This window comes from Microbulbifer sp. YPW16, assembly GCF_021290385.1.
Taxonomy (GTDB): domain Bacteria; phylum Pseudomonadota; class Gammaproteobacteria; order Pseudomonadales; family Cellvibrionaceae; genus Microbulbifer; species Microbulbifer zhoushanensis.
Genome location: NZ_CP089928.1, coordinates 3608081 through 3631104, shown reverse-complemented (window position 1 = coordinate 3631104; position 23024 = coordinate 3608081). Strand labels below are relative to the sequence as shown.

The window sequence follows — 23024 nt, the reverse complement described above, 5'->3', positions numbered from 1 at the left end:
GCTTTAGTGCACAAAGTTGCTCTAAATATTTTGTCTTGCACTGACGTTTCAGTGCACCAATGGCAGGCACTTGTTCAAATATTGCGAACCAATACGCTAATAAAGGAGGCCGGACACGACATTCTTACGGTACTGGATTGCCGGCAGTGGGCAGTCATTGCTTCCAGGGCATCTTCCATTCCGGCTACGGAACCGGACTGCCCGAATGGCCCCGTGACAACCCGCGGCCACTGGCATTATGCCGGCGGGGGACCTTTCTGCCCTGGACCACTCAGCGGACCGGTGCAGGGAATATAACTGCTGTCTCACATTAACCTCCCCAATACGGGAGTTGTAACGTAACCTTACCGCCAGCTAGCCTTCTTTTCGGTAACCAACCACTTTCTGACAACCTATCCGGGAGAATCCCATGCTTATCGGCAGTCCCCGCCGGGTCGCCATCGTCGGCGCCAATCGTATCCCGTTTGCCCGCTCCCATACGGCTTATGACGGGCTCAGCAACCAGGTCATGCTGACAGATACTCTCCGTGGACTGGTCGACAAATACTCCCTCGCTGGCGAGAAGCTCGATGAAGTGGCTGGGGGCGCCGTACAGAAACATGCCAAGGACTGGAACCTGGTGCGGGAATCGGTGCTCGGTTGCGGGCTGGATCCCCACACGCCTGCATACGATATCCAGCAGGCCTGCGGCACCAGCCTGGAGGCCACGATCCTGGTGGCCAACAAGATTGCCCTGGGCCAGATCGACTGCGCCATTGCCTGTGGCACCGATACCACCTCCGATATCCCCATGGGCGCCCATCCCGGCATGCGCCGTACCCTGCTGAAGATCAATAATGCCCGCACCACTGTTGATCGCCTGAAGGCCGCCGCCGGGTTGCTCGACCCGCGCCAGCTGTTGCCGGAAGTCCCCACCGGTGCCGAGCCGCGCACCGGCATGAGCATGGGGCAGCATGCCCAGGTTACCGCCACCCAGTGGGGGATTACCCGTGAGGCACAGGACGAGCTGGCCCTGGCCAGCCACAAGAACCTGGCCCGGGCCTATGACGAGGGTTTCTTCGACGACCTGGTGATGCCCTACCACGGCCTCGAGCGGGACAACAACCTGCGCCCCGATTCGACCATGGAGAAAATGGCCAAGCTCAAGCCGGCCTTCGACCGGGACAATGGCACCATTACCGCCGGCAATGCCACGCCATTCACCGACGGTGCATCGGCGGTGCTACTGGCCAGTGAGGAATGGGCAGCGGCACGTGGCCTGCCGGTACTGGCCTATATCACCGCCGGCCAGGCCGCCGCAGTGGATTACGTCAAGGGCGGTGAGGGACTGCTGATGGGCGGCGCCTATGCCATTCCCCATATGCTGCAACAGCGTGGCCTGTCGCTGCAGGATTTTGATTTCTATGAAATTCACGAGGCTTTTGCCGCGGTGGTGCTCTGCACCCTGGCAGCGCTGGAATCGAGCGAGTTCTGCCGCGATAAACTGGGCCTGCCGGAGGCGCTGGGCAGCATCGACCGCAGCCGCCTCAACGTCAACGGCAGCTCCATTGCTACCGGCCATCCGTTCGCGGCTACTGGAGGACGCATTGTCGCCTCCCTGGCCAAAATGCTCGACCAGAAAGGTTCCGGCCGCGGCCTGATCTCTGTCTGTGCCGCCGGCGGCCAGGCGGTGACCGCCATCCTGGAAAAATAACATTCAAGAAAGCTATACCATGCCCGACCTGCTGAAACAGCTGCACAGCAACCCCCTGTCCGGTTGGCTGGTGCGATCGCTCGGCCTGCCCAATCCCGTCACGCTGGCGCGCACGGACGGTCCCTATGCCGCCCGCCCGTTTGCCGGCAAAACCGCCATCCTGGTGACACTGGGCTACGGCCCGCTGGAACAGCCGCTGGCCGGGATCCTGGAGCGCGGGGGAGCGAATCGCTGTGCACCGGATGACCTGGCCGGGGACCAACGGATTGATATTCTCGTGGTGGATGCCTCCGGTATCGACTCGCCCACGGATTACTCATCCCTGCACGGACAGCTGCACCCCCTGGTCCGCCGGGTCGCCCGCAATGGTCGCGTCTTCCTGCTGGCCCCCCTGCCGGAGGAAACAGAAAGCCCGGTGGCCACCGGGGTGGCCCGGGGGCTGGAAGGCTTTAGCCGCTCCCTGGGCAAGGAGCTTGGCGCCAGGGGCATCACCGTGAACCTGGCCTATACCGGCCGGGATGCCGGCGACCGGCTCGACATGCCCCTGCGCTTTTTCTGCGGTCGCCAGACCGCCTATGTGTCCGGGCAGGCCATCACCATCCGGGGCTCAGTACAGGCACCGGAAACCCTGCCCGCCGAACAGGTGCTGGAAAACAAAGTGGCGCTGGTAACCGGCGCCGCTCGCGGCATCGGGCTGGCAACAGCGCAGCGCCTGCGCCAGGAGGGCGCCACCGTGGTATGCGTGGATATCCCGGGCGCATCTGCGGAGCTGGAGCAAGCCTGTAAAGAGATCGGGGCGACGCCGCTGGTTCTTGATATCACAGCGGAAAACGCACCGGGAGAACTGGCAGCATTTATCCAGCAGGAGTTTGGCGGCCTGGATATCCTGGTGCATAACGCCGGTATCACCCGTGACAAGACCCTGGGCAAGATGCCCGAGAAATACTGGCAACAGGTCATGGCCGTGAACCTGGAGGCTATCATTGCCGTCGACCGGGCACTGCATGAGGCGCAGCTGGTCCGTGACGGCGGCCGGCAGGTGTACCTGTCCTCCATGAGCGGGGTGGCGGGAAATTTCGGGCAGACCAACTATGCCACCACCAAGGCTGCGTTAATCGGCTACGTCGGCGCACTGGGGCGGGAACTGGCAGGGCGCGGTATCTGTGCCAATGCCGTGGCGCCCGGCTTTATCGAGACCGCCATGACCGACAGGATGCCCTTTTTCACCCGCGAGGCGGGCCGTCGCCTCAACTCCCTGAAGCAGGGGGGACAACCGCGGGACGTGGCGGAGCTGGTGTGCTTCCTGTCGTCACCGGGTGCCTACGGGATCACCGGGAATACCATTCGCGTATGCGGCCAGGGATTGATCGGCGCCTGAGCCGGCGGGCTTCAGGGTGCACTGATACACACAATACCCAGCGCCTGGCCCGGTTCCCCCCGGAAGGTATCCAGGAAGTGGCAGTCGCCGACCTGGATCGGCACCGGCACGAAACTGTGGCCCATATAGACGGCGTCGATTCCGGACACCCGGAATGGCGCCAAACGGTCGCTTGAGCCCCCGGCAACCCATTCCGCACACTGCCCGGCCCCTGCATCACCCGCACGTTGCATCTCACGATCCTTGAACGCGGCGATTTCCCGCGCGGTGGTCTCGCTGGCGAGGAAATCTCCGTAGAACTGCTCCACCAGGGTCCGCTCCCAGAGTATCCCCCGCGCGACTCCCGCCAGCGGTTCCCGGGCCGGGGATTTTCCGGCCTGCCAGGCAGCGTCAATGGCGGCGAGGGACCGCGCCATTCTTCTCCAGTCTCCGTCGGGCAGGTTGGCGTGAACCAGGCCGATGCGCCCGTCCCCGGTGTCTATCTCGATCGCCCAGGGCCACTGCTGCACTTTTTCCACGCAACGCTGCTGCCGATCCCCGGGGAGACTGTAGAACCAGTCGCCACCATTCAGTTGGTGCAGGGCAGACTCGGCCGGGTCGGCAAAGCCGGCCAGCATCATCGCCTCGTGGTTGCCGGCAATGCTGATATAGGTGCGCTGGTCCACCATAGCCAGCAGCTGCTCGCTGTCCGGGCCACGGTCGACCAGGTCGCCGACGAAGAAGAGCCGGTCACAGTTGCCATCGAACCCGATGTTCTCGAGCTGAAGCTTCAGTTGCTGCAGGTGGCCGTGGAGGTCGCCGACAACAAAATCTCTTCCCCGCTGATTGCGGCCAACACGACGCAAAAGGTCCATGGGAATGGTAATCCGGGCTGGGCACAGGTAACGATTACCCGCTAATCCTAGTCGTCGCCGCCTGGACCGGGGATGCTCCCGGCGCCGGAAAGTGAACCCCGGCGCCGGGACAACAGGCAGGAATTGTTTGCCGCCGCAGCTTATTCGCCGCTGCCGGCCATCGGTGTCTTGCCGAGCAGGTCGAGGTAGAAGGCGTATTGCAGCGCCCTCTCCTCGTAGCGCCGGTAGCGGCCGGATGCACCGCCATGGCCGGCGTCCATGTTTACATGGAATACCAGCCGGTTGTCATCGGTCTTCAGGTCCCGGAGCCTGGCAACCCACTTCATGGGTTCAAAGTACTGCACCTGGGAATCGTGCAGGCCGGTGGTCACCAGCATATTGGGGTAGTCCTGGGCCCTGACCTGGTCGTACGGGGAGTAAGAAAGCATGTACTCGTAGCTGTCCTTGTTATTGGGGTTGCCCCACTCGTCATACTCGTTAACCGTCAGCGGGATCGACTCATCGAGCATGGTGGTGACCACATCCACAAATGGCACCTGGGCAGTGATCCCGCGGTAGAGTTCCGGCGCCATATTGACGACGGCTCCCATCAGTAATCCGCCGGCACTGCCGCCCGCGGCAAAGACTTTGTCAGGCGCGGCGTATTTTTTCTTCGTCAGCCCCTTTGTTACATCGATAAAGTCGGTAAAGGTGTTGATCTTGTTGAACATCTTGCCGTCTTCATACCAGGCCCGGCCCAGCTTCTGGCTGCCGCGGACATGGGCAATGGCAAAGACAAAACCCCGGTCCAGCAGCGAAATAACGTCAGCGCGGAACGCCGGGTCAATCGTATAACCGTAGGAACCGTAGCCGTATTGCAGGAGCGGGTTGGTACCGTCTTTATTGAAGCGGTCCCTGCGGTAGACGAGGGAAACCGGGATCTCCTCGCCATCACGTGCGGCGATGGTAATGCCCTCGCTCTGGTAGCGCGCCGAATCGAACTCACCGGGCACCTGGTCCTGCTTCATCAACTGCAGGTCGCCGGAGACCAGGTCGGCATCGTATATCGTATCCGGCGTGGTCAGGCTGGAGTAGGCAACACGCACCGAGCCGGCTTGCGGATCGGGGTTATTGCCGAGAGACAGCTGGTAGACAGGATCATTGAAACCCACTTCGAGATCATCATCGCTCTCGAGGCCGAGGATGCGCAGGGCTTTCTGGCCGTCCTGGCGTTCAATCACCGCCAGCCTGTCCGTGAAGGTGGTGAAGTCTGCAAGGAACACATTATCCTGGTGGGGAATGACCTCCTGCCAGCGGGACTTGTCGCCCGCATCTGCCACGGGGGCCTTCATCAGGCGGAAGTTCTCTGCTTCCCAGTTGGTCTTGATATAGAACTCGTCACCGAGCTTCTTCGCATAGTACTCGTGCTTGTCTTCCAAGGGGTGCAGTGGTTGAAACTCTCCCTCCGGCTGGTCTGCATCCAGCACGGACACGCCCTTCACCAGCGTGGAGTAGTGGTGGATATAAATCAGCTCACCGTCGCGGGAGTTTGAAATCGCGGTATAAAACGACTTGTCTTTTTCTTCGTACACCAGCTGGTCTGCGCTTTGTGGCGTACCCAGTTTGTGGCGCATCACCTGATAGCCGAGCAGGGTCTGGGGGTCTTTGTTGATATAGAAAACGGTCTGGTTATCGTTGGCCCATGCCACCATGGCCTCTGCATTCTCCAGGCGATCGTCCAGCAGTTTGCCGGTCTCCAGGTCCTTGAAGCGGAGGGTATAAATACGCCGGCCGACACTGTCCTCGGCATAGGCCAGCAGGCGATTGTCCGGGGAAACCGCGGTCTCCCCCACATTGAAATACGACTTGCCGTCCGCCATGGCATTGACGTCCAGCATGATTTCTTCCGGCGCATCCAGGTCACCCTTGCGGCGGGCATGGACGGGGTATTCCTGGCCCGGCTGGTAGCGACTGTAGTACCAGTATCCCCGCACCTTGACCGGTACCGTGGACTTGTCCTGCTCGAGCCGCCCGGTCATTTCGTCGTAGAGCACCTTCTGCAGCGCCTCGGTATGCGCCATCACGCTCTCGGTGTATTTGTTTTCCGCCTCCAGGTGGGCGATGACCTCGGGATCCTGCCGCGCGTCATCGCGCATCCAGTAATAATCGTCGATGCGCTCATGGCCATGGATCGACAGTTTATGGGGTTCTTTCCTGGCCACCGGAGGAACGGCGTCGGGAGACAGCGCGTTGGCAACAGCCGGCGATTCCCCGGATTCGGGCTTGCCACATCCGGTGACAGTGGCCAGGCTGGCGAGGGTGATCAGGAGGGCGACTCTTGTATTCATGGTTGCTCCGGATGCGTGATTATCGTTATACCGCGGGTCTGGATATCCTATACCAGGTTCTTATGCAACAAACCGCAGGACACTTACAGGCCATTACAGTGCCGCTCCGGAACAGGCGCCCTCGTCCAACAATCCGCCAGCAACGGCAGCTGCTACCCCGGCAACAATAACCAGCTCATGCCCGCGATAATCAGCGAGGCCAATACACTCAGCACCGCCCCCTCCCGCACCATATCCTGCATCCGCAGCACCCCAGTGCCATAAGCAATGGCGTTGGGGGCCGTTGCCACCGGCAGCATAAAGGCACAGCTGGCACACATGGCCGCGGGAATCATCAGCACCCTGGGATCGAAACCGGCAGTTTCCGCCGCTACCGCCAGGATGGGCATCAGCAGCGTGGCGGTCGCAGTGTTGCTGGTGATTTCGGTCAGGAAAGTCACCGACAGGCACAGCAGTACCAGCATCAACCAGAGTGGGAGTGTCGTCAGGAACGACAGGCCATTGCCCAGCATGTCACTCAGGCCGGAGGCCGAGAAACCCTTGGCGATGGCGATGCCGCCGGCGAAAAGCAGCAGCATTCCCCAGGGGATGGTCTCGGCGGTGGGCCAGTCCAGCAGGCGGCCGCCCTTGCCATTGGGCACCATGAACATCACGACCACCGCGGCCAGCGCCACCGTGCTGTCCCCGGCACCTTCCACCCCGAACAGCCCGCTCCAGCCGCCAAATGGCTCGCTGCGTGTCACCCAGGCCAGGATGGCCAGGCCGAATACCGCCAGTGTCCGCACCTCTTCCGGGCGCCACTCGCCCACCTGCGGCGGCTCGATGGGTTTTTCCAGCCGTACGCTGCGGGTCAGCCACAGGGCCATCAGCGGCAGCGTCACCAGCACCACCGGCAGGCCGATGGACATCCATTCCAGGAAACTGAAGCCGCTGCCGGTCACCTCCTCGTAGATGCCCATAAAAATCACATTGGGCGGAGTGCCGATGGGACTGCCCACCCCACCCAGGCTGGCGGCGTAAGCGATGCCCAGTACCAGCGCCACGGTAAGCTTGCGATTATCCGCCCGTGACAACACGGCCAGGGCGATGGGCAGCATCATCAGCGTGGTGGCGGTATTGGAGATCCACATACTGAGCAGCCCCGCCGCCAGCATAAAACCCAGCACCAGCCGACGGCCGCTGGACACCCCCACCACCTGCAGCATGTACAAGGCCAGGCGCTCGTGTGCACCACTCTTTTCCAGCGCCTTGGACAGGATAAAGGCGCCCATTAAAAGCAGGATCACATGGCTGCCGAGGGAAGACGCCACCAGCTTGTGGTCGGTCACCCCGAACAGCGGCAGCAGCACAAACGGGGCCAGAGAGGTGGCGGGAATCGGCAATGCCTCGGTCACCCACCAGATAACGGTAAGGAGGGTGATGGCAGCGGTAACCGCTGGCAGGTAAGCCATGCCCAGCGTGGTGAGCACACCATAGAAAATCACCGCCAGCACTGGCCCGAAGATAATAAAGTGCTGCCGCGTCAATGCCATCGCGAGTCCCCTCCCTTACCGGTTGTACCGGCTCGTTATGATTTTTGTTGTTTTTCCAGTTTTCCCCCAGGCGCTTCTCCCAGCCAGGGGTTCCCTGGAGAAAGACAAGGGTACCGCAAATTCCGGCAAAAGTTGCCCGGCCACTGCCCTTGGGTGGATAACAACAGGAAAGCAAGGTCTATGCTTACAGGTAACCTTTGCATCACGGAGCTTCCATGCACCGGCTATCGCCCAGGCAACTTGCAGCCCTCCCGTTCATTACCATTCTTTTACTACAGGCCACCTCCGCCGCCGGCGCTGAGAGGGGCCCATCATTCGACTGCGAGGGCGTGCGCGAGGGCAGCACCGAGGCGATGGTCTGCGCGGATGAGGTACTGGCGTCGCTGGATCGCCAACTCGCCGGGGTTTACGCAGCGGCGCTTGCAAAAGCCTCCAACGAGCATCCTCCGGTGCTAATGGCCGGCCAGCGCGGCTGGATCAAGGGGCGCGACGAGTGCTGGAAAGCCGACAACCAGCGGCAGTGTGTGGAGGACAGTTACCGCCGGCGTATCGCCGAGTTGCAGGCGCGCTACCGCCTGGTGCCGGGCAAGGGCCCGGTTGCATTCACCTGTGACGACAACCCCGCCAATGAAGTGGTGGTCACCTATTTTAAGACGCAACCGCCAACGCTGATCGCAGAGCGCGGTGACAGCGTCTCGCTGATGTATCGGCAGCCCGCCGCCAGCGGGACGAAGTACCGGGGTCGCAATGAAAGTTTCCGGGAGCACGGGGGCGAGGCCACGATTACCTGGGGCTCCGGCGCCGAGCCGATGCAATGCCGGAAATCCACGAGCCAGTGAGCCGTCGCTTATAACCAGGTTGCCCTACCCCACACAGAACCGTTATTGGTCAACTCCCGACCGCCCGCTATAATTCGCGATCCATTAAATTCGCGCTGCGGGGACACGTCCTGCGCGCCCCAGGATTTCCTGCCGGCTAGCGCCAGGGGAATTCCTGGCCTTCCTGCTGTTCGTCAAAGTTGTATCCATGACCAAAGCATCCCCGCTTGCCCTCCTTCCCCTGGCCCTGTTCCTTGCCCTGTTTGTCGGCAGCGGCCTCTGGTTCCAGTCACAGGGAGTGGGGATGGCCTTTTACCAGGTATCCGCACCGGTCGCGATCCTGCCCGCCATTGCGCTCGCCATGCTGCTGGGCCGTGGTCCGCTGGACCAGCGCATCGAGATCTTCGTACGTGGCGTCGGCGACCAGACCATTGTCACCATGGTGCTGATCTACCTGCTGGCCGGTGGCTTCGCCAGCGTGGCCGGGGCCGTGGGCGGGGTGGAGGCCACGGTCAATTTCGGCCTGAGCGTAATCCCGCCCGCACTGGTGTTACCGGGCCTGTTTGTAATCACCGCTTTTGTCGCCACCGCCATGGGCACCTCCATGGGCACCGTCGCGGCCATTGCGCCGATTGCCGTCGGCGTGGCCACGGCCACCGACCTGCCGCTGCTGCTGACCGTGGGCACCGTGGTGGGTGGGGCCATGTTCGGGGACAATCTCTCGATTATTTCCGATACCACCATCGCCGCCACCCGCACCCAGGGTGTGGAGATGCGGGACAAGTTCCGCATGAATTTTCGCATCGCCCTGCCTGCAGCCCTGGCCACCATGGCATGGCTCTATTTCCAGGGTGACTCTGCCGCTGTGGAGGTGCCCGGGGATTATGAACTGTTGCGCGTCCTGCCCTACGTGGCGGTGCTCGCCATGGCCGTGTTCGGGGTCAATGTGCTGCTGGTACTGTTTATCGGCATCCTGCTGGCGGGGGTTGTTGGCCTGGCCCTACAGCCCGGCTACAGCCTGGCGGTGCTGGTGCAGGACATTAACCAGGGCTATGTCAATATGCAGGAGATCCTGATCCTGTCCCTGCTGATCGGTGGTCTCGGCGCCCTGATGAAGTCGCAGGGCGGCCTGGAGTGGCTGGCCCGCACCATCGACCGGCTGAGCCGGCTGGGACGTCGTACACCGCCCTCATCCCGTACCGGTGCACTCGGTATCGGCACGGCGGTGGCGGCCACCAACCTGTGTGTCGCCAACAATACGGTCGCGATCCTGCTGAACGGGGACCTGGCGAAAGAGATCAGCCACCGCTACGGCGTCGATCCCCGCCGCAGCGCCAGCCTGCTGGATATATTCTCCTGTGTGGTACAGGGCCTGCTGCCCTGGGGCGCCCAGCTGCTGCTGGCCTCTTCCCTGGCCTCGGTGTCGCCGCTGGCCCTGGTGGGCCAGGTGCAGTACTGCTGGCTGCTGGCGATTGCCGCCGTCGCCGGTATAGTGCTGACAGGGAATCAGCGACCAGTGGGCGTGGGGAGCGCGCTCCCGGCGGACCGCCCCTGGCAGTAGCCGGGAACTCCAGCGGCCGGCAGGCCTCCAACAGCGGTCAGGAAACAAAAGGATCGCATGATGGACCAGGGATTGGGGTTCAGGCTGAAGGACCACCGCGGAATACTTCTCTTTGTGGCGCTGATGCTCATCTTCCGCAGCGCCCTCGCCGACTGGAACCATGTTCCCACAGGGTCGATGCGCCCCACTATCCAGGTGGGCGACTATATTCTCGTGGACAAGATGGCCTATGACCTGCGCGTGCCATTCACCCACCACTCCCTGGTGCGCTTCGCCGGCCCCGCACGGGGCGATATTGTGGTGTTTGATTCGGCAGTCACTGGCAACCGGCTCGTCAAACGCGTGATCGGCGTGCCGGGGGATACCGTAGCCCTGCAGGGCAATCGCCTGGCCATCAACGGGCACCCCGTACAATACCTGCACAAGTCCGGCAGTCGTACCTCACAGCAGCTGGTCGAGATGCTCCCCGGGCAGGACCACCCAATCCGCCTGCTCAACAGCAGCCACAGCCCCGGCTTTGCAGCGGTCAGCGTTCCTGCCGGTTTTTACCTGGTGCTCGGCGACAACCGGGACAATAGTGCTGATTCCCGGGTAATCGGCCTGGTGCCCCGCAACGAGATTGTCGGCAGGGCACACAGGGTGTTGCTATCCCTCGATTACGACAACTTCCACCTGCCACGACGCGAGCGCTTCCTCAAACCGATCTGATGCTGCCCGGCGATTCGAAATCGCCGGCAAAGACTGTACACTGCCAGCAGATAAGTAAAAGAAGTCCCGGCATGTCCACGATCCCCAATACCGTCGAAGTCCTGGAAAAACTCCGCTGGAACGCCCACCTGTGCAAGCACAGTCACTTCCGCGCCTCCATGCGCGGGCGTAACCTGCATGTACTGTGCGGCGTGCCCATCGTGGTCATCAACCTGTTCCTGGGCTCCCTGTTTTTCTCACTCATTAACGCTGAACTACCGGACTGGACCAAGTGGGTGGGCGCAGCCCTGGCGCTGATCACTGCGCTGCTTGGCGGCGTGCAGACGTTTTTCAATTTCAAGAAGAATTACGAGGGGCACCGGGAGATCGGTAATGAGTACCTGGCCGTCGGGCGGGAGTGTGAGCGACTGATCGCCCTTTATTTCGACCGGATCCTCGACCTGGAACACCTGTCGGCAAAGATTGCGGAGCTGAATGCGCTCTACTCCGATATCAACCAGCGCGCCGAGGAGTTTATCGTGTCCAATACCGATTACCGCGAGGCATTGCGAATCCAGAACAGGAAGGCAGAGCGCGAACCCTCCCTGGTGGAGCAGGCGCGTCGCGGCCAACTGGAGGCGCAGCAGGAGCCCGCAGCCAGCGGGGCCTGACAACAGCCCCCCCGGAGAACCACCATGCAAAAGGTGCTGGAAAAACTCAGCCTCTGGACCGGTCCGGCAATCCTTGTTGGCCTCGCCCTGGTGGTGCACTTCTCCCCCCAGGACCTCGATATGCTGCTGCGCTACGACCGGGGCCTGGTCCTCTCGGGCGAATACTGGCGGATTGCCAGCGGACACTTCGCCCATACCAACCTCAACCACCTGTTGCTCAACCTGGCGGCCCTGCTGCTTTACTGGGTCCTCTTCCCGAACCGCCTGCCTCTGCCCCGCCTGCTGGTAGAGGTTGCCGTACTGGCAACACTATGTGGGCTGGCGCTGGTGCTGTTCGAGCCGCAGGTCCACTGGTATATGGGTCTCTCCGGGCTTATTCATGGCCTGCTGGCACTCAGCGCAACCCTGGAGATCCTGGAGCGCGAAACAAGGTGGCGGGGAGGACTGCTACTGACCATCCTGGCACTGAAGGTTTACTCGGAGCAATACGGCACTGGGGGTTCATTGGTCTCGCAATGGATCGGGGCGCCCGTGGTGCACGAGGCACATTTGTGGGGACTGCTCTGCGGGGTTGTGGCGGCACTCTGCATTGCACTCGGCGCGCTGCTGGGGGAAACCCTGGCGCGGGGAACCGGTGCCCTGCGCCGCTAGCACCGCTGGCGCATAAGTTAACGATCACATTCCCCCGGTATTTTGCTATTCCGGCACCTGCACCTTCCGGTTGGCCTCATGTGCGGTATCCGGATCTCCACCGAAGCGCTGACCGCGATTGAGGTTATCGATCATCGCCAGCTCCTCATCGCTCAGCTCAAAGCCCCACAGTTCCAGGTTACCGGTCATGTGCTCGATGCTTTCGGCCTTGGGAATGACTATCCGCCCCTGCTGGATATCCCATTTGAGGATGACCTGCCCGGTGTTGACGCCGTGCTTTTCAGCAATTTCCCTGATCACCGGGTCACTGACGGGCTTCTCTTCGGCTTTGACATCACTCCAGCCCCCGGTACCCAGGGGGGACCAGCAGGACACCGCCATCTGGTGGAACTGGCAATATTCCACCAGCTTTTTCTGGGTGAAGTAGGGATGCAGCTCCAGCTGGTTATACGTGGGCTTGATACGGGCAAAAGTGGCAAGCTGCTCGATATCGGACTGGCGAAAATTGGACAGGCCCAGGGCGCGGACTTTCTTGTCATCGTACAGCGCCTCTAGGTTTTCCCAGGTTTCCCGGGTATAGGCGGGTACCGGCCAGTGCACCAGATACAAATCCAGGTGCTCAAGCTGGAGCCGTTCGAGGCTGCGCTCGAATGCCGCCCGGGTTTCGCTGCCCTGCTCTGTATCCCATACCTTACTGACAACAAACAGCTCGTCCCGGGGAATACCGGATTGCAGTATGGCGCGCCCAAGTGCACGCTCATTGCCATATACGGATGCGGTATCGAAGTGACGGTAGCCCACCGCCATGGCCTTGAGGATGGTATCGGTGACTCGGCTGTCATCCTGCTGCCAGGCACCGATAGCAGCGGTACCGAAGCCAATCTGGGGGATTTCAACGCCATTATTGAGAGTGAGTGTGCGCATGGAGTTACCTTTCAGGCGAGACAGATGCGCCGTCAGCGGACCCGGCCGGGGAAGTGTTCCGTGACAGGCAATGGTCGTGATGATGTGGCCTGAGTCTAGCCCATCTGTGACCCCGTGCAGCGGCGGGCCGGCACTGACGCCCGGCGGTTCCCGGCCACGACCCCACGATAAATCCCCTCCAGGGCATCACCCCGCGCGCGCCAGTCCATACCGGTCACAGCCGCCCGGCGACCCGCGGCCCCCATCCGCTCACGCAGCCTGTCATCCGTCACGAGCCGCGATATCGCCGCGGCCAGCCCCTCCACGAACCCACTCTCGCTCCCCACCGGCACCCGGATTCCGGCAGCGGCGGGCAGGTAGTCCGCCGGACCGCCCCAGGCTGCGGCCACAACCGGCAGCCCTACCGCCATCGCCTCCATGACCACGGCACCGCCAGCCTCACGCAGGCTCGGCAGGACGAACACATCCGCGCGTCGATAGCAGTCAGCCAGCCGCGACGCATCCACCCAACCGGAGAAAGAGACCCGCGCCTGCAATCCCAGCGACCGTGCCTGGGCTTCCAGTGCCCTGCGCTCGGCACCATCACCGACAATTTCCAGCGCTACCGGTACGGCAGTCGGTAATCGCGCCAGCGCCAGCAACAGCAGGTCGATCCCCTTGAATTTCACCAGGCGGCCGCAAAACAAAAGTCGCACCGGACCTGCCCGCTGCCCGGGCGCCCTCGGCGCGTAATCCTGTGTATCCACCCCGTTGGCAACCAGCTCAACGACCCGGCCCCGCAATCGCGGGGGCAACGCAGCCCGGGTCCGCCCATTGCAAACCAGCACAACCCGGGCCTCCGGGAGACCGCGGCAGAGTGCCCCCAGGGGACGCGCCAGCATTCGCGCACCGCTTACCAGCAACCGTGACAAGAGTGCTTCGCGGTGCCGGAATGCCGGGGGATAGTCGATGGCGCCGTTCAGGGGGCCGACAATCACCGGGATACCAAACCCGTACACCAGGGATGGCGCCCGGGGTGAAATGGGTATTGGCTGGTGGATCAACTGCAGGCCTTTTCTGCGCACCAGATCGCGAATAAGCGGGCGGGCCCGCCACTGGGTGGCCATCCACAACAACATGCCCGTGGTTATTGTATGGATACGCTCCGGCAGCCGGTCCCCCAGTTTTGCCAGCCAGCGCTCGACCGGGGCTTCCGGAACATAGTGGATATAACAGGAAAGTGACGGGTAGCCCGCTTCCAGCCAACGTTGGTTGCGCCCATGCACCAGCAGGTGGGCGGCAATACCCCGGCGATGCAACTCGAGAAAATAGCGCAACGGCCGCGCCGCCTCGCCCCCAAAGGAGGTAGAGGCATTGGGGGCAAAAAGCAGTATGGGGAAACGGGCAGGCATCAGCTGTCTTCGCGCATCGCAGTGGCAGGCACGGCTTCAAGGAGAAACAGGAAAGACATTCGCCCCAGGTAAAACAGCCAACTGACGATACCAATAAACTTGCTGCCGTCCTCGAAAATATGGTGCAGCGGCAGAATATCTTCCGGCAATTTATCCACCCCCAGCGACAGGGTGAAAAATCCGCAGGCACACAGGAAAATCAGAAAGTCTGTCTGCAGTATCAGCCGCCAGAATCGCAGCAGGAAAACCACCATACAGAAACCGTAAAGCAGTATTACATAGCGTTCGCGCAGGTTGAGGTAATAGGGAAACACCACTTCGTGCAGAAGGAACAGGTCATCCAGCAACAGCACGGTCGTGAATGCGCCGGACCAGAGCAGGAACAAGCGTTTTTCTCCCGCTCCGCCGAGAGGCCCCAGCAACACGGCACTGAACAGGCAGATTGCGGCGGTGGCACACCAGAGCAGAATACCGAGGTTGGACAAAATGCCTGTATAGAAGGGGGCGCGGACTACTGCCAGCGGATCCCGGGTCAGGTTCTGCAATGGCACTTCCAGCAGGCGTGACAAAAGCACCAGCGCCACCAGGCCGAGGAAAACGGGCAGGTACAATTTTGCCAGGCTCTTGCCGAGCTTTCTCGCCTGGCTCCAGGTCAGTCTTACCAGCTGCAGGCCAAACCGCCCCGGCGAACCGGCCGGGTTCAGCGAAATGCGTTCCATATCCATAAGGTTGGTCCCGTCATCCAATGACACCGACTACCCGTTTATTAGACGCAGGTAACACAAGGAATGACAATCGGTTTTGCAGGTTGGCACCATGCAAGTACAAAACAAACAACGGTAACAACCCAGCCTTCCTGAAGGCAGGCAGGAAAGAGGTACCGCCCCAAACCGGCTCTTGTATTGATCAGCTTTCTTCAGGCTCCGCCACCCGCGGGGCCAAAACCGGATCCACCAGGACCTTTGCCCTTGGCGCTCGCACCCGGGCCCCGTCGGGCACATCAAAACTGACCACAGTATTGGCCCCGATGGAGACATCATCACCGACCACAATATCCCCCACAATCACGGCCCCGGCCCCCACATTGACGCGTGAGCCGATCGTGGGCTTGGCGTTGCGGTCACTGGCGCTGGCAATTCCCAGTGTCGTATTCTGGCGAAACACCACATCATCGCCGATGGAGCGCGCGCCCAGCACGATGCCACCAAAGTGCTCGATCTTCACCCGCCGCCCCAGCCTGACGGTATAGTCCAGCTTGATCCCGCACAGCCACTGGCAAAGGATCCTCCAGCCCCGGTAGAGGAGTGACAGTGGTGCCCGCAGAAACCGCGACCGCACCCCCATGCGCCAGTTTCCGAAGCGGTGGCAGAAAACCGACCAGAACCCCTGGCTCAGCCAGTCCCGGTCGTGGGTGACAAAGTCCTCCCGTACCAGTGCCCAGAAACCGATGCCCTCCGGATTACAGTTACGGTCTCCTCTTGGCAACGGTGCGGCAGAGGTGCAATGACCTGTTTTCATATCAGTTCCCCAATACGGCTTTTTTCAGGAATCGTCCCATGGAGTGCCCATCGGCGGGACGGCGCCGCGGGACAAATATTGCGAGCAGGTGATTGGCCACGCGCCCCGACAGCCAGGCAAGGCCGGCGGCAAGGGCGTAGCCTCGGGAATGGTTCTTATAAAAGTAACGATTCCAGGATTCGTACCAGTAGTCCGGCATGGGCCGGGTGGCTGACTGGCTGCCGACAATCTTGGTGGCCGCACCGGCCAGATGGACAATCCTCGAATCGGGCAGGGAGTAAATCGTAATATCCATGCGCCGTGCACGACGCATGTAATCCACTTCCTCGAAGTAAAGGAAATAACCGCTATCCAGATGGCCCAGCCGGCTCAATACCTGCTCGCTTAAAAAGAAACCGGCACCGGTCACCCAATCCGCCTCGATCGGTTGCTCCGGAACTCCCATACTGACACGCCGGTGGGGAAACAGACGATCAATCAGTGCAAGCGAGACAGCCCGCTGCAGCTCGGAGACCAGGGACGGGAAACGAAAAGCCGAGGGCCTGGGCACCCGGTTTTCATCCAGTAACGTGGACCCGAGAATACAGAGATCGCCCTGGTTACGGGAAAACGCCACCAGCGCATCGATGGCGCCTTTTTCCGGATAGGCATCAGGATTGAGGAAGTAGTAGTAATCGGGATTCAGGCCGCTGCGGGATACGGATTGCAGGGCTAAATTGTTGCCGTATGAGAAGCCACCATTCTGCTTGCTCTCGATCAGGTTGATCGACCCGGCATGGGGACTCGCCGCCCGGGCCCGGGACAGGATGGACAACGAATCGTCAGTGGACGCGTTATCGACAATAAACAGACGCAGGCCCAGCCTGGTATCGATTACCGAGGAAAAAATCCGCTCGATATTTTCCGCTACCAGGTGACCCGTATTGTAATTTACGATGATCACCGCAACATCAGTCATACTCTTCCCTAAGTAATTGAGCTGGTTCCCCGCACAATCCCGCAGCTGCCGGGAGGCTTCTACTGCATCGTACTGTCCGGCAACCGCACCCGGCGCTCCCCTGCGCCAACAGTGCACCCGACCATGCCCATGCACATCATGTGAGGACAGGCAGCGGACGATCATAGCGCCCCTGCTCGACAGGGTGAAACCACAACACATTACACCGACTTTAATCCGGAAGCGATGTGCCGCATACAGGTTTCAACGGCACAGAAGGATGATTGTGCGGTGACAGGCCGGGAACTGTACCTCTTGCCTCAAAGCACCACCACAAAAGAGCTAATGCGCGCCAAACTGCCCGACTATCCCCCTGGGAAGCATCGCTACCCGGATCGGCGGCCATATGCGGGCCTGCCGACGGCGCCGATGCGATGAACGCCGGTGCAGCAACAAAAGGGATCGGGTAGTATCGGCAGCAGGCGGCGACAACAGAACGACAAACAGGCGACCTCATGGCCAACCAGCTGACAGCCCTGCTCGATCTCTGGTACCAGCACCGCGATGACCGGACCTGGGTACTGGGCAGCATTTACCGCACCGCCGGCCCCTGCTACCGCAAGGCCGGAGCGATGATGCTGCTCGATGACCTGGGCCGCCACTACGGGCTGCTTAGTGGCGGCTGCCTGGAGGCGGACATACAGCGCCACGCCCGCCAGGTCGCCGATTCCGGCGCAGCCAAAACCCTGTGTTACGACGGCAGCGATGAGGATGACTTTGCCTTCCAGCTCGGGATCGGCTGTGGTGGAACCGTTCATATCCTGCTACAGCCTGTGCGTACCGACAACAATCACCTGCAACTGGGTGAGTTACGGGAGTGCCTGCAGCAACGCCGCCCCTGCTATTTCCTGCAGAAAATCCCGGTCTCCGGCGAAGTCGGCGCCTATGTAAAGCTGTCAGGGGAAGACGTCCCGTCGGAGCGCGCCACAGTCGTCGAGCACGCCGGCGGGAACTGGCTACAGACCCCTGTCACGCCGGTGCTCCATATCCTGATTGTCGGTGCGGGCGTCGATGCCCGGCCAATGGCGCAGCTGTTTCGCTCCCAGGGATGGCAGGTAAGCCTGTGCGACCCGCGACCGGCCAATGGACGGCCCGCCTACTTTCCCGGCTGCCACTGCTACGCCTGTCCACCCGATGAACTCGGGCAACACCTGGACCTTTCCCACATTGATGCCGCCGTCGCCATGAGCCACAACCTGGAGCTGGACGCTGCGGCGCTGCGGTTGCTGCAGGGGCAACCACTGCGCTACCTGGGGCTGCTCGGTCCTGTCAGTCGCCGCGACCGCGTACTGGAGCTGGCCGGCACTACGCTCAACCAGTTGAACCGCAGCCTGGGCACTCCCCTGCGGGCTCCGATCGGGCTGGATATTGGTGGCGAACTACCGGAGAGCATCGCCCTGTCCACCTGCGCCGAGCTACACGCCGTCCTTCACGGTGGCAGCGGGAAATTTATCACCACCCTCGACGAGGAAGACGAGCAGGTGGCTGGCACCAACCGGGCCCGGATCCCGGCCTGAGACAGGGGCGCACATATGCAGCACGTCCAGCCCATTATCCTCGCTGCAGGCGCCGCCAACCGTTTCGGGGCCTGCAAGCTCCTCCTGCGGTACCGGAATAAAAGCCTGCTACAGCACTGCGTCGATACAGCCGCCTCACTGCAATTGCCAGAGCCGATTATTGTCAGCGGCGCATGGCACCGACAACTGGAAGAGACTCACCCGCAGCTGGACTTGCGCGAGCATCGCGGCTGGCGCGGTGGCATGGGTAGCTCCCTGGCATTCGGCATACGCCAGCTGCCGGCGCAATGCGAAGCGGCACTGGTATTACTGGCGGACCAGCTTGCCGTCAGCGGGGCGGATATTGCGTGCCTGCTGGAGGAATGGCGGAAGCACCGGCGCATCGTCTGCAGTTTTTACGCCGGTCGCCGCGGCGTTCCGGCTATTTTCCCGCGACGGGTCTTCCACCACCTGGAAGGCCTGGACAATGACCGCGGTGCCCGCGGACTGCTCCGCGACCAACAGGCCGATGTCGTCAGCGTACCCATCGCCAATGGCGCCATCGATATCGATACCCCGGAAGACTGGCAAGCGTACGGAGAAGAATAATGCAGCTGATCATTAACGGCGCAACGCACGAAACAGACGTGGACGAGGATATGCCACTGCTGTGGCTATTGCGGGACGAACTGCAAATGACCGGCACCAAGTTCGGCTGCGGTCGCGGCCTCTGCGGCGCCTGCACAATACACCTGGACGGGCGGCCGGTGCGCGCCTGCCTGACGCCGGCAAGCGCCGCACGGGGCAAGGCAGTGACCACCATCGAGGGTCTGTCGAAGAACAGCGACCACCCGTTGCAACAGGCCTGGATCAAACACAATGTGCCCCAATGCGGTTACTGCCAGAGTGGCCAGTTGATGTCCGCCGCAGCTTTACTGCAGGACAATCCGAACCCCACCGACAGCGAAATTGACCGCGCCATGACCGGTAACCTGTGCCGGTGCGGCACCTACCCCCGGATCAAGGCGGCTATCAAGTCCGCCGGCCAGTTCGTCAATGCAGCCGGAGGAAACGAGGATGCCTGATTCCAGCAAGCAAATCCGGAATGTCAGCCGCCGCAGTTTCCTCAAGCTTACCGGCCTCGCCGCCGGGGGCCTGGTGCTTGGCAGTGCCCTGCCCGGCTGGCAACGTCCCTGGGCGTCGCCGACCGGTGGCAACAGCGAACTCAACCTGTTTATCAGCATCGCCCCGGACGATACGGTATCGATCATCTGCCACCGCTCTGAGATGGGCCAGGGTATTCGCACCGGACTGCCCCAGGTGGTGGCCGATGAACTGGAGGCCGACTGGCAGAAAGTGCAGGTAGTGCAGGGACTCGGCGACAAGCGCTACGGCAGCCAGAATACCGACGGCTCACGCAGTATCCGGCGCTTCTATGACACCATGCGCCGGATGGGCGCCAGCGCCCGCACCATGCTGGAGAATGCCGCGGCACAGCAGTGGCAGGTTCCCGCCGGTGAGTGCAAGGCGACCAGCCACCGGGTTGTACATACCCCCACTGGACGCAGCTTCCGGTTCGGCGAACTGGCGGCGCCCGCCGCCTCACAACCGGTCCCGGGTGACAAGGACCTGCAACTGAAAGGCAGCGACGATTTCCGTTACATCGGCAAGCCGGTCAATACCGTCGATACACCCGCGATGGTCACCGGCGCCGCGGACTTTGGCCAGGATGTCAGCATCGACAATATGCTAATCGCCAGTATCGAACGGGCGCCCGTCCTCGGCAGCAGTATCAAAAAGCTCGATGACAGTGCCGCACGCAAGGTCAGGGGAGTGGTGGCCATCGAGCGCCTCGACGGCGGCGCCGAGCCACCACTGTTCCACCCCCTGAGTGGCGTGGCGGTACTGGCCACCAATACCTGGACCGCACTCAAGGCGCGCAGGAAGCTGCAGATTGACTGGAGTGACAGCGACCACCTGGGGCACAACAGCGATGCCTACCTCGAAAAACTGCAACAACGGGTGCGGGAGCCCGGCAAGACAATCACCGATCATGGTGACGTACAAAAGGCACTGGCCTCGGCAAGCCGGGACCACGAAGCCGTCTACACCGTGCCGTACCTTGCCCACGCCACCATGGAGCCACCCAGTGCCACTGCCATGACCACCGACAGCAGCTGTGAAATCTGGGCCTGCGTACAGGACCCCCAGTCTGTGCAGCAGCATGTCGGGAACGCACTGGGCCTGGAGCCGGAACAGGTAAGGGTGAATGTGACCCTGCTGGGTGGAGGCTTCGGGCGTAAGTCCAAGCCGGATTTCGTGATTGAGGCGGCGCTGCTATCACGGAAAATGAAGCGGCCGGTAAAAGTGGTCTGGAGCCGCGAGGATGATATACGCCACGACTACTACCACGCGGCCAGTGCCGAGTACTACCGGGCCGGGCTGGACAGTGATGGCCGGGTAACCGGCTGGCTGCAGCGGGCCGCCTTCCCCTCCATTGGCGGTACCTTTTCCGCAGGCGTGGACCATCCGGCCGGGTTCGAACTGGACCTGGGGTTTGCCGACCTGCCCTTTGCCGTCGATAACCACCGCTCGGAAACCCAGCAGGCGGAATACCATGCCCGTATCGGCTGGCTGCGCTCGGTTGCCAATATCCAGAACGCCTTCGGGCGCTGCAGCTTTGCCGACGAACTCGCCCATGCCGCGGGGAAACCGGCAGACCGCTTCCTGCTGGAACTGATCGGCCCCGATCGCCTGGTCGATCCCAGCCAGGGCGACTACAAGTACGGCAATTACGGCGAGCCGCTGGAAAAGTTCCCGCTCGATACCGGCCGCCTCAAGGAAGTCCTGCGCCGTACGGCGGCCCGTGCCGACCTCACCCTGCGCGGTGACCAGCAAAGCGGTAATGGCGAGGGCTGGGGCATCGCCGTGCACCGCAGCTTCCTCTCCTATGTGGGCATTGCCACCAGAGTGCGCGTGCAGGACAACAGGCTGGAGATAATGGAGATGCACGCCGTCGCCGATGTGGGGCTGGCAGTGAACCCGGACCGGGTGAAATCGCAGATGGAAGGCTCGATGATTTTCGGCATGAGCCTGGCCCTGCTGGGGGAAATCCGCATGGAAGACGGTGCGGTAAGCAACAGCAATTTCCATGACTACCAGCTGCTGCGGATGCACCAGAGCCCGCCACTGGAAGTGGAGCTGGTGGATTCGCAGGAGGCTCCGGCCGGCGTGGGTGAGCCAGGCGTGCCACCGGTGGCACCCAGTATTGCCAATGCGGTTTTTGCGGCCACCGGTAAGCGCTACCGTGAGTTGCCACTGAAAAAGCACCTCAGTATCGGCTGACGTCCAGGCCCGGTCGGAGCCTTGCTTGCCAGGGCTCCCCGGGCTGCCCTCGAAATGGCATGGGGCCGCCTCTTTCCGCAATGTGCCCCGACCAATTCAGCAGGTAATACGGACATCCCTGCCCGCGAGCGGGCCAGACAGGAAACGAACCGGGTACTTTGAAAACAGTGCGGGATTCGCGCGACACGCCCGAACGAGCGGATCACTGGATGGAGACAGGCTCGCCGTTGTGCGTGATGACGTTGAGGAAATCTCAACCCTGCCAACAAACAGAATTTTACCTTCCTCAGGGCTGACCTGGATAAATTTGCCAGACGCGACCAGCGTCCCCGTCGAAAGTTTTGGTGATTGCTGGAAATCGAAATGCTCCACCGAGTAGCTTCCCGGCTCCACTGGCACCAAGGTATGGCCAGTTGGGACATGAGTGCAGAGGCCCATTGTGCAAAGGCCTATCCAGGTAGGTTGCCGGCCGCTCTGGTCGAGCACTTCCGCATCAATAATGATAAATGCATTGCCCGCCATCAGTGCCAGCGAAAATAGTAACGAGGCCAAATTTCGCTACTCACCCAGCCGGCTAATTTATTTCGGAGGCAGGGAGCCGGCGAACTCGGCACCGCGGGTAACCCAGTCATCCAGGTCCGCAAGGATCGCGTCTTCCTCCACGTATACCATGCCTTTCAGCGGCCGACCGGTGTAATCCATCGGACGGGTATAGCGCTCGCCCAGGGCCTCCTGGTAATTATCGGGGCCCACACGCACCATCAGCTCCTCGCCGACCACACCGCAGGCCATATTGCCGTTCAGCATGAATGCCAGGCCACCAAACATCTGCTTTTCGGTAAGCCCGTCGTTTTCCTGTAAAAGCTCACGCACCTTTTCTGCAAGCTCTTCGTTGTAAGCCATAGCAACCTCCTCGGAGTTTCTTGCCGCAAGCGGAATCAACGATTTAGTAGGTGGTGGGACACCGGTGGTCCCGCGCCAACACGTAAATGCCCCGCTGGCACCTGCAGCAGGCAGTGGTTAGCGATAAAAAGTGGAAATATCTGCCTGCAACAAGGCTCCCGGGGCGGTGAGCGCAGGCTGGTGAATTCAGCGACTGATTGCAGAAATTGCACCATATGTAAAAAATTATTTTGGAGTGACAGTCTAAGTGTAGCAGGAAATATGGATTTTTCCGGTCA

Annotated in this window: 21 protein-coding genes; 11 read left to right on the top strand and 10 right to left on the bottom strand. The window is 61.6% G+C overall.

Going from position 1 to position 23024, the window contains the following annotated elements; all coding sequences use genetic code 11:
* Positions 1 to 409 precede the first annotated feature (409 nt).
* A complete protein-coding gene (locus LVE68_RS15680) occupies positions 410 to 1693 on the top strand; it encodes an acetyl-CoA C-acetyltransferase (protein ID WP_232941376.1) in 1284 nt (427 codons plus the stop codon).
* A 19-nt stretch (positions 1694 to 1712) separates the two neighbouring features.
* Positions 1713 to 3071, top strand: a complete 1359-nt coding sequence (locus LVE68_RS15675; RefSeq protein ID WP_232941375.1) for a 3-oxoacyl-ACP reductase — start codon at positions 1713 to 1715, stop codon at positions 3069 to 3071.
* A gap of 11 nt (positions 3072 to 3082) precedes the next feature.
* On the opposite strand, the gene LVE68_RS15670 is transcribed toward LVE68_RS15675, so the two are convergent.
* The 3 genes from LVE68_RS15670 to LVE68_RS15660 form a co-directional block, all read right to left on the bottom strand.
* A complete protein-coding gene (locus LVE68_RS15670) occupies positions 3083 to 3925 on the bottom strand; it encodes a metallophosphoesterase (RefSeq protein ID WP_232941374.1) in 843 nt (280 codons plus the stop codon).
* Between the two features lie 140 nt (positions 3926 to 4065).
* Positions 4066 to 6252, bottom strand: a complete 2187-nt coding sequence (locus LVE68_RS15665) for a S9 family peptidase (protein ID WP_232941373.1) — start codon at positions 6250 to 6252, stop codon at positions 4066 to 4068.
* A 152-nt stretch (positions 6253 to 6404) separates the two neighbouring features.
* Entirely contained in the window at positions 6405 to 7784 is a 1380-nt protein-coding gene (locus tag LVE68_RS15660; RefSeq protein WP_232941372.1) for an SLC13 family permease, read from the bottom strand.
* A gap of 215 nt (positions 7785 to 7999) precedes the next feature.
* Here LVE68_RS15660 and LVE68_RS15655 point away from each other — a divergent pair, with 215 nt between their 5' ends.
* The 5 genes from LVE68_RS15655 to rrtA all read left to right on the top strand — a co-directional run bounded on the left by LVE68_RS15655 (position 8000) and on the right by rrtA (position 12172).
* Positions 8000 to 8623 carry an MliC family protein gene (locus LVE68_RS15655; protein WP_232941371.1) on the top strand — a complete coding sequence of 208 codons (624 nt, stop codon included), beginning with the start codon at positions 8000 to 8002 and terminating at the stop codon, positions 8621 to 8623.
* A gap of 187 nt (positions 8624 to 8810) precedes the next feature.
* Complete coding sequence (locus LVE68_RS15650; protein ID WP_232941370.1) at positions 8811 to 10163, top strand: Na+/H+ antiporter NhaC family protein; 1353 nt, start codon at positions 8811 to 8813, stop codon at positions 10161 to 10163.
* A 114-nt stretch (positions 10164 to 10277) separates the two neighbouring features.
* Positions 10278 to 10871: a signal peptidase I gene (lepB, locus tag LVE68_RS15645; RefSeq protein ID WP_255701143.1), complete on the top strand. Its 594-nt coding sequence runs from the start codon at positions 10278 to 10280 to the stop codon at positions 10869 to 10871.
* 71 nt (positions 10872 to 10942) lie between these two features.
* Positions 10943 to 11521, top strand: coding sequence for an SLATT domain-containing protein (locus tag LVE68_RS15640; RefSeq protein ID WP_232941369.1), 579 nt, complete (start codon positions 10943 to 10945; stop codon positions 11519 to 11521).
* A gap of 24 nt (positions 11522 to 11545) precedes the next feature.
* Entirely contained in the window at positions 11546 to 12172 is a 627-nt protein-coding gene (gene rrtA, locus LVE68_RS15635; RefSeq protein WP_232941368.1) for a rhombosortase, read from the top strand.
* A 45-nt stretch (positions 12173 to 12217) separates the two neighbouring features.
* On the opposite strand, the gene LVE68_RS15630 is transcribed toward rrtA, so the two are convergent.
* From LVE68_RS15630 to LVE68_RS15610, 5 genes are all read right to left on the bottom strand, one after another.
* The gene (locus LVE68_RS15630) at positions 12218 to 13096 is read right to left on the bottom strand and encodes an aldo/keto reductase (protein WP_232941367.1); all 879 of its coding nucleotides are present in this window, start codon (positions 13094 to 13096) and stop codon (positions 12218 to 12220) included.
* A gap of 95 nt (positions 13097 to 13191) precedes the next feature.
* Positions 13192 to 14487 (bottom strand): glycosyltransferase family 4 protein, encoded by a 1296-nt coding sequence (locus LVE68_RS15625; protein ID WP_232941366.1) that lies wholly within the window; start codon positions 14485 to 14487, stop codon positions 13192 to 13194.
* On the bottom strand, positions 14487 to 15212 hold the full coding sequence (locus LVE68_RS15620; protein WP_232941365.1) for a hypothetical protein: 726 nt from the start codon (positions 15210 to 15212) through the stop codon (positions 14487 to 14489). Before LVE68_RS15620 ends, LVE68_RS15625 begins: the two co-directional genes overlap by 1 nt.
* A 181-nt stretch (positions 15213 to 15393) precedes the next feature.
* Complete coding sequence (locus LVE68_RS15615) at positions 15394 to 16005, bottom strand: serine O-acetyltransferase (protein WP_232941364.1); 612 nt, start codon at positions 16003 to 16005, stop codon at positions 15394 to 15396.
* Position 16006: 1 nt separating this feature from the next.
* Entirely contained in the window at positions 16007 to 16963 is a 957-nt protein-coding gene (locus LVE68_RS15610; protein ID WP_232941363.1) for a glycosyltransferase family 2 protein, read from the bottom strand.
* Positions 16964 to 17457: 494 nt separating this feature from the next.
* Between LVE68_RS15610 and LVE68_RS15605 the strand changes: the two genes are divergently transcribed.
* From LVE68_RS15605 to LVE68_RS15590, 4 genes are read left to right on the top strand one after another with little or no spacing between them, the layout of a single operon-like run.
* Positions 17458 to 18519, top strand: coding sequence for an XdhC family protein (locus tag LVE68_RS15605; protein ID WP_232941362.1), 1062 nt, complete (start codon positions 17458 to 17460; stop codon positions 18517 to 18519).
* Positions 18520 to 18534: 15 nt separating this feature from the next.
* Positions 18535 to 19107 (top strand): nucleotidyltransferase family protein, encoded by a 573-nt coding sequence (locus LVE68_RS15600; RefSeq protein ID WP_232941361.1) that lies wholly within the window; start codon positions 18535 to 18537, stop codon positions 19105 to 19107.
* Positions 19104 to 19583 carry a (2Fe-2S)-binding protein gene (locus LVE68_RS15595; RefSeq protein WP_233006732.1) on the top strand — a complete coding sequence of 160 codons (480 nt, stop codon included), beginning with the start codon at positions 19104 to 19106 and terminating at the stop codon, positions 19581 to 19583. The genes LVE68_RS15600 and LVE68_RS15595 overlap by 4 nt, the downstream gene beginning before the upstream one ends.
* The gene (locus LVE68_RS15590; RefSeq protein ID WP_232941360.1) at positions 19576 to 21843 is read left to right on the top strand and encodes a xanthine dehydrogenase family protein molybdopterin-binding subunit; all 2268 of its coding nucleotides are present in this window, start codon (positions 19576 to 19578) and stop codon (positions 21841 to 21843) included. Before LVE68_RS15595 ends, LVE68_RS15590 begins: the two co-directional genes overlap by 8 nt.
* Before the next feature lie 96 nt (positions 21844 to 21939).
* On the opposite strand, the gene LVE68_RS15585 is transcribed toward LVE68_RS15590, so the two are convergent.
* Together LVE68_RS15585 and LVE68_RS15580 are read right to left on the bottom strand one after the other, a co-directional pair.
* On the bottom strand, positions 21940 to 22395 hold the full coding sequence (locus LVE68_RS15585; protein ID WP_232941359.1) for a hypothetical protein: 456 nt from the start codon (positions 22393 to 22395) through the stop codon (positions 21940 to 21942).
* A gap of 27 nt (positions 22396 to 22422) precedes the next feature.
* The gene (locus LVE68_RS15580; RefSeq protein WP_232941358.1) at positions 22423 to 22746 is read right to left on the bottom strand and encodes a TfoX/Sxy family protein; all 324 of its coding nucleotides are present in this window, start codon (positions 22744 to 22746) and stop codon (positions 22423 to 22425) included.
* Positions 22747 to 23024 lie beyond the last annotated feature (278 nt).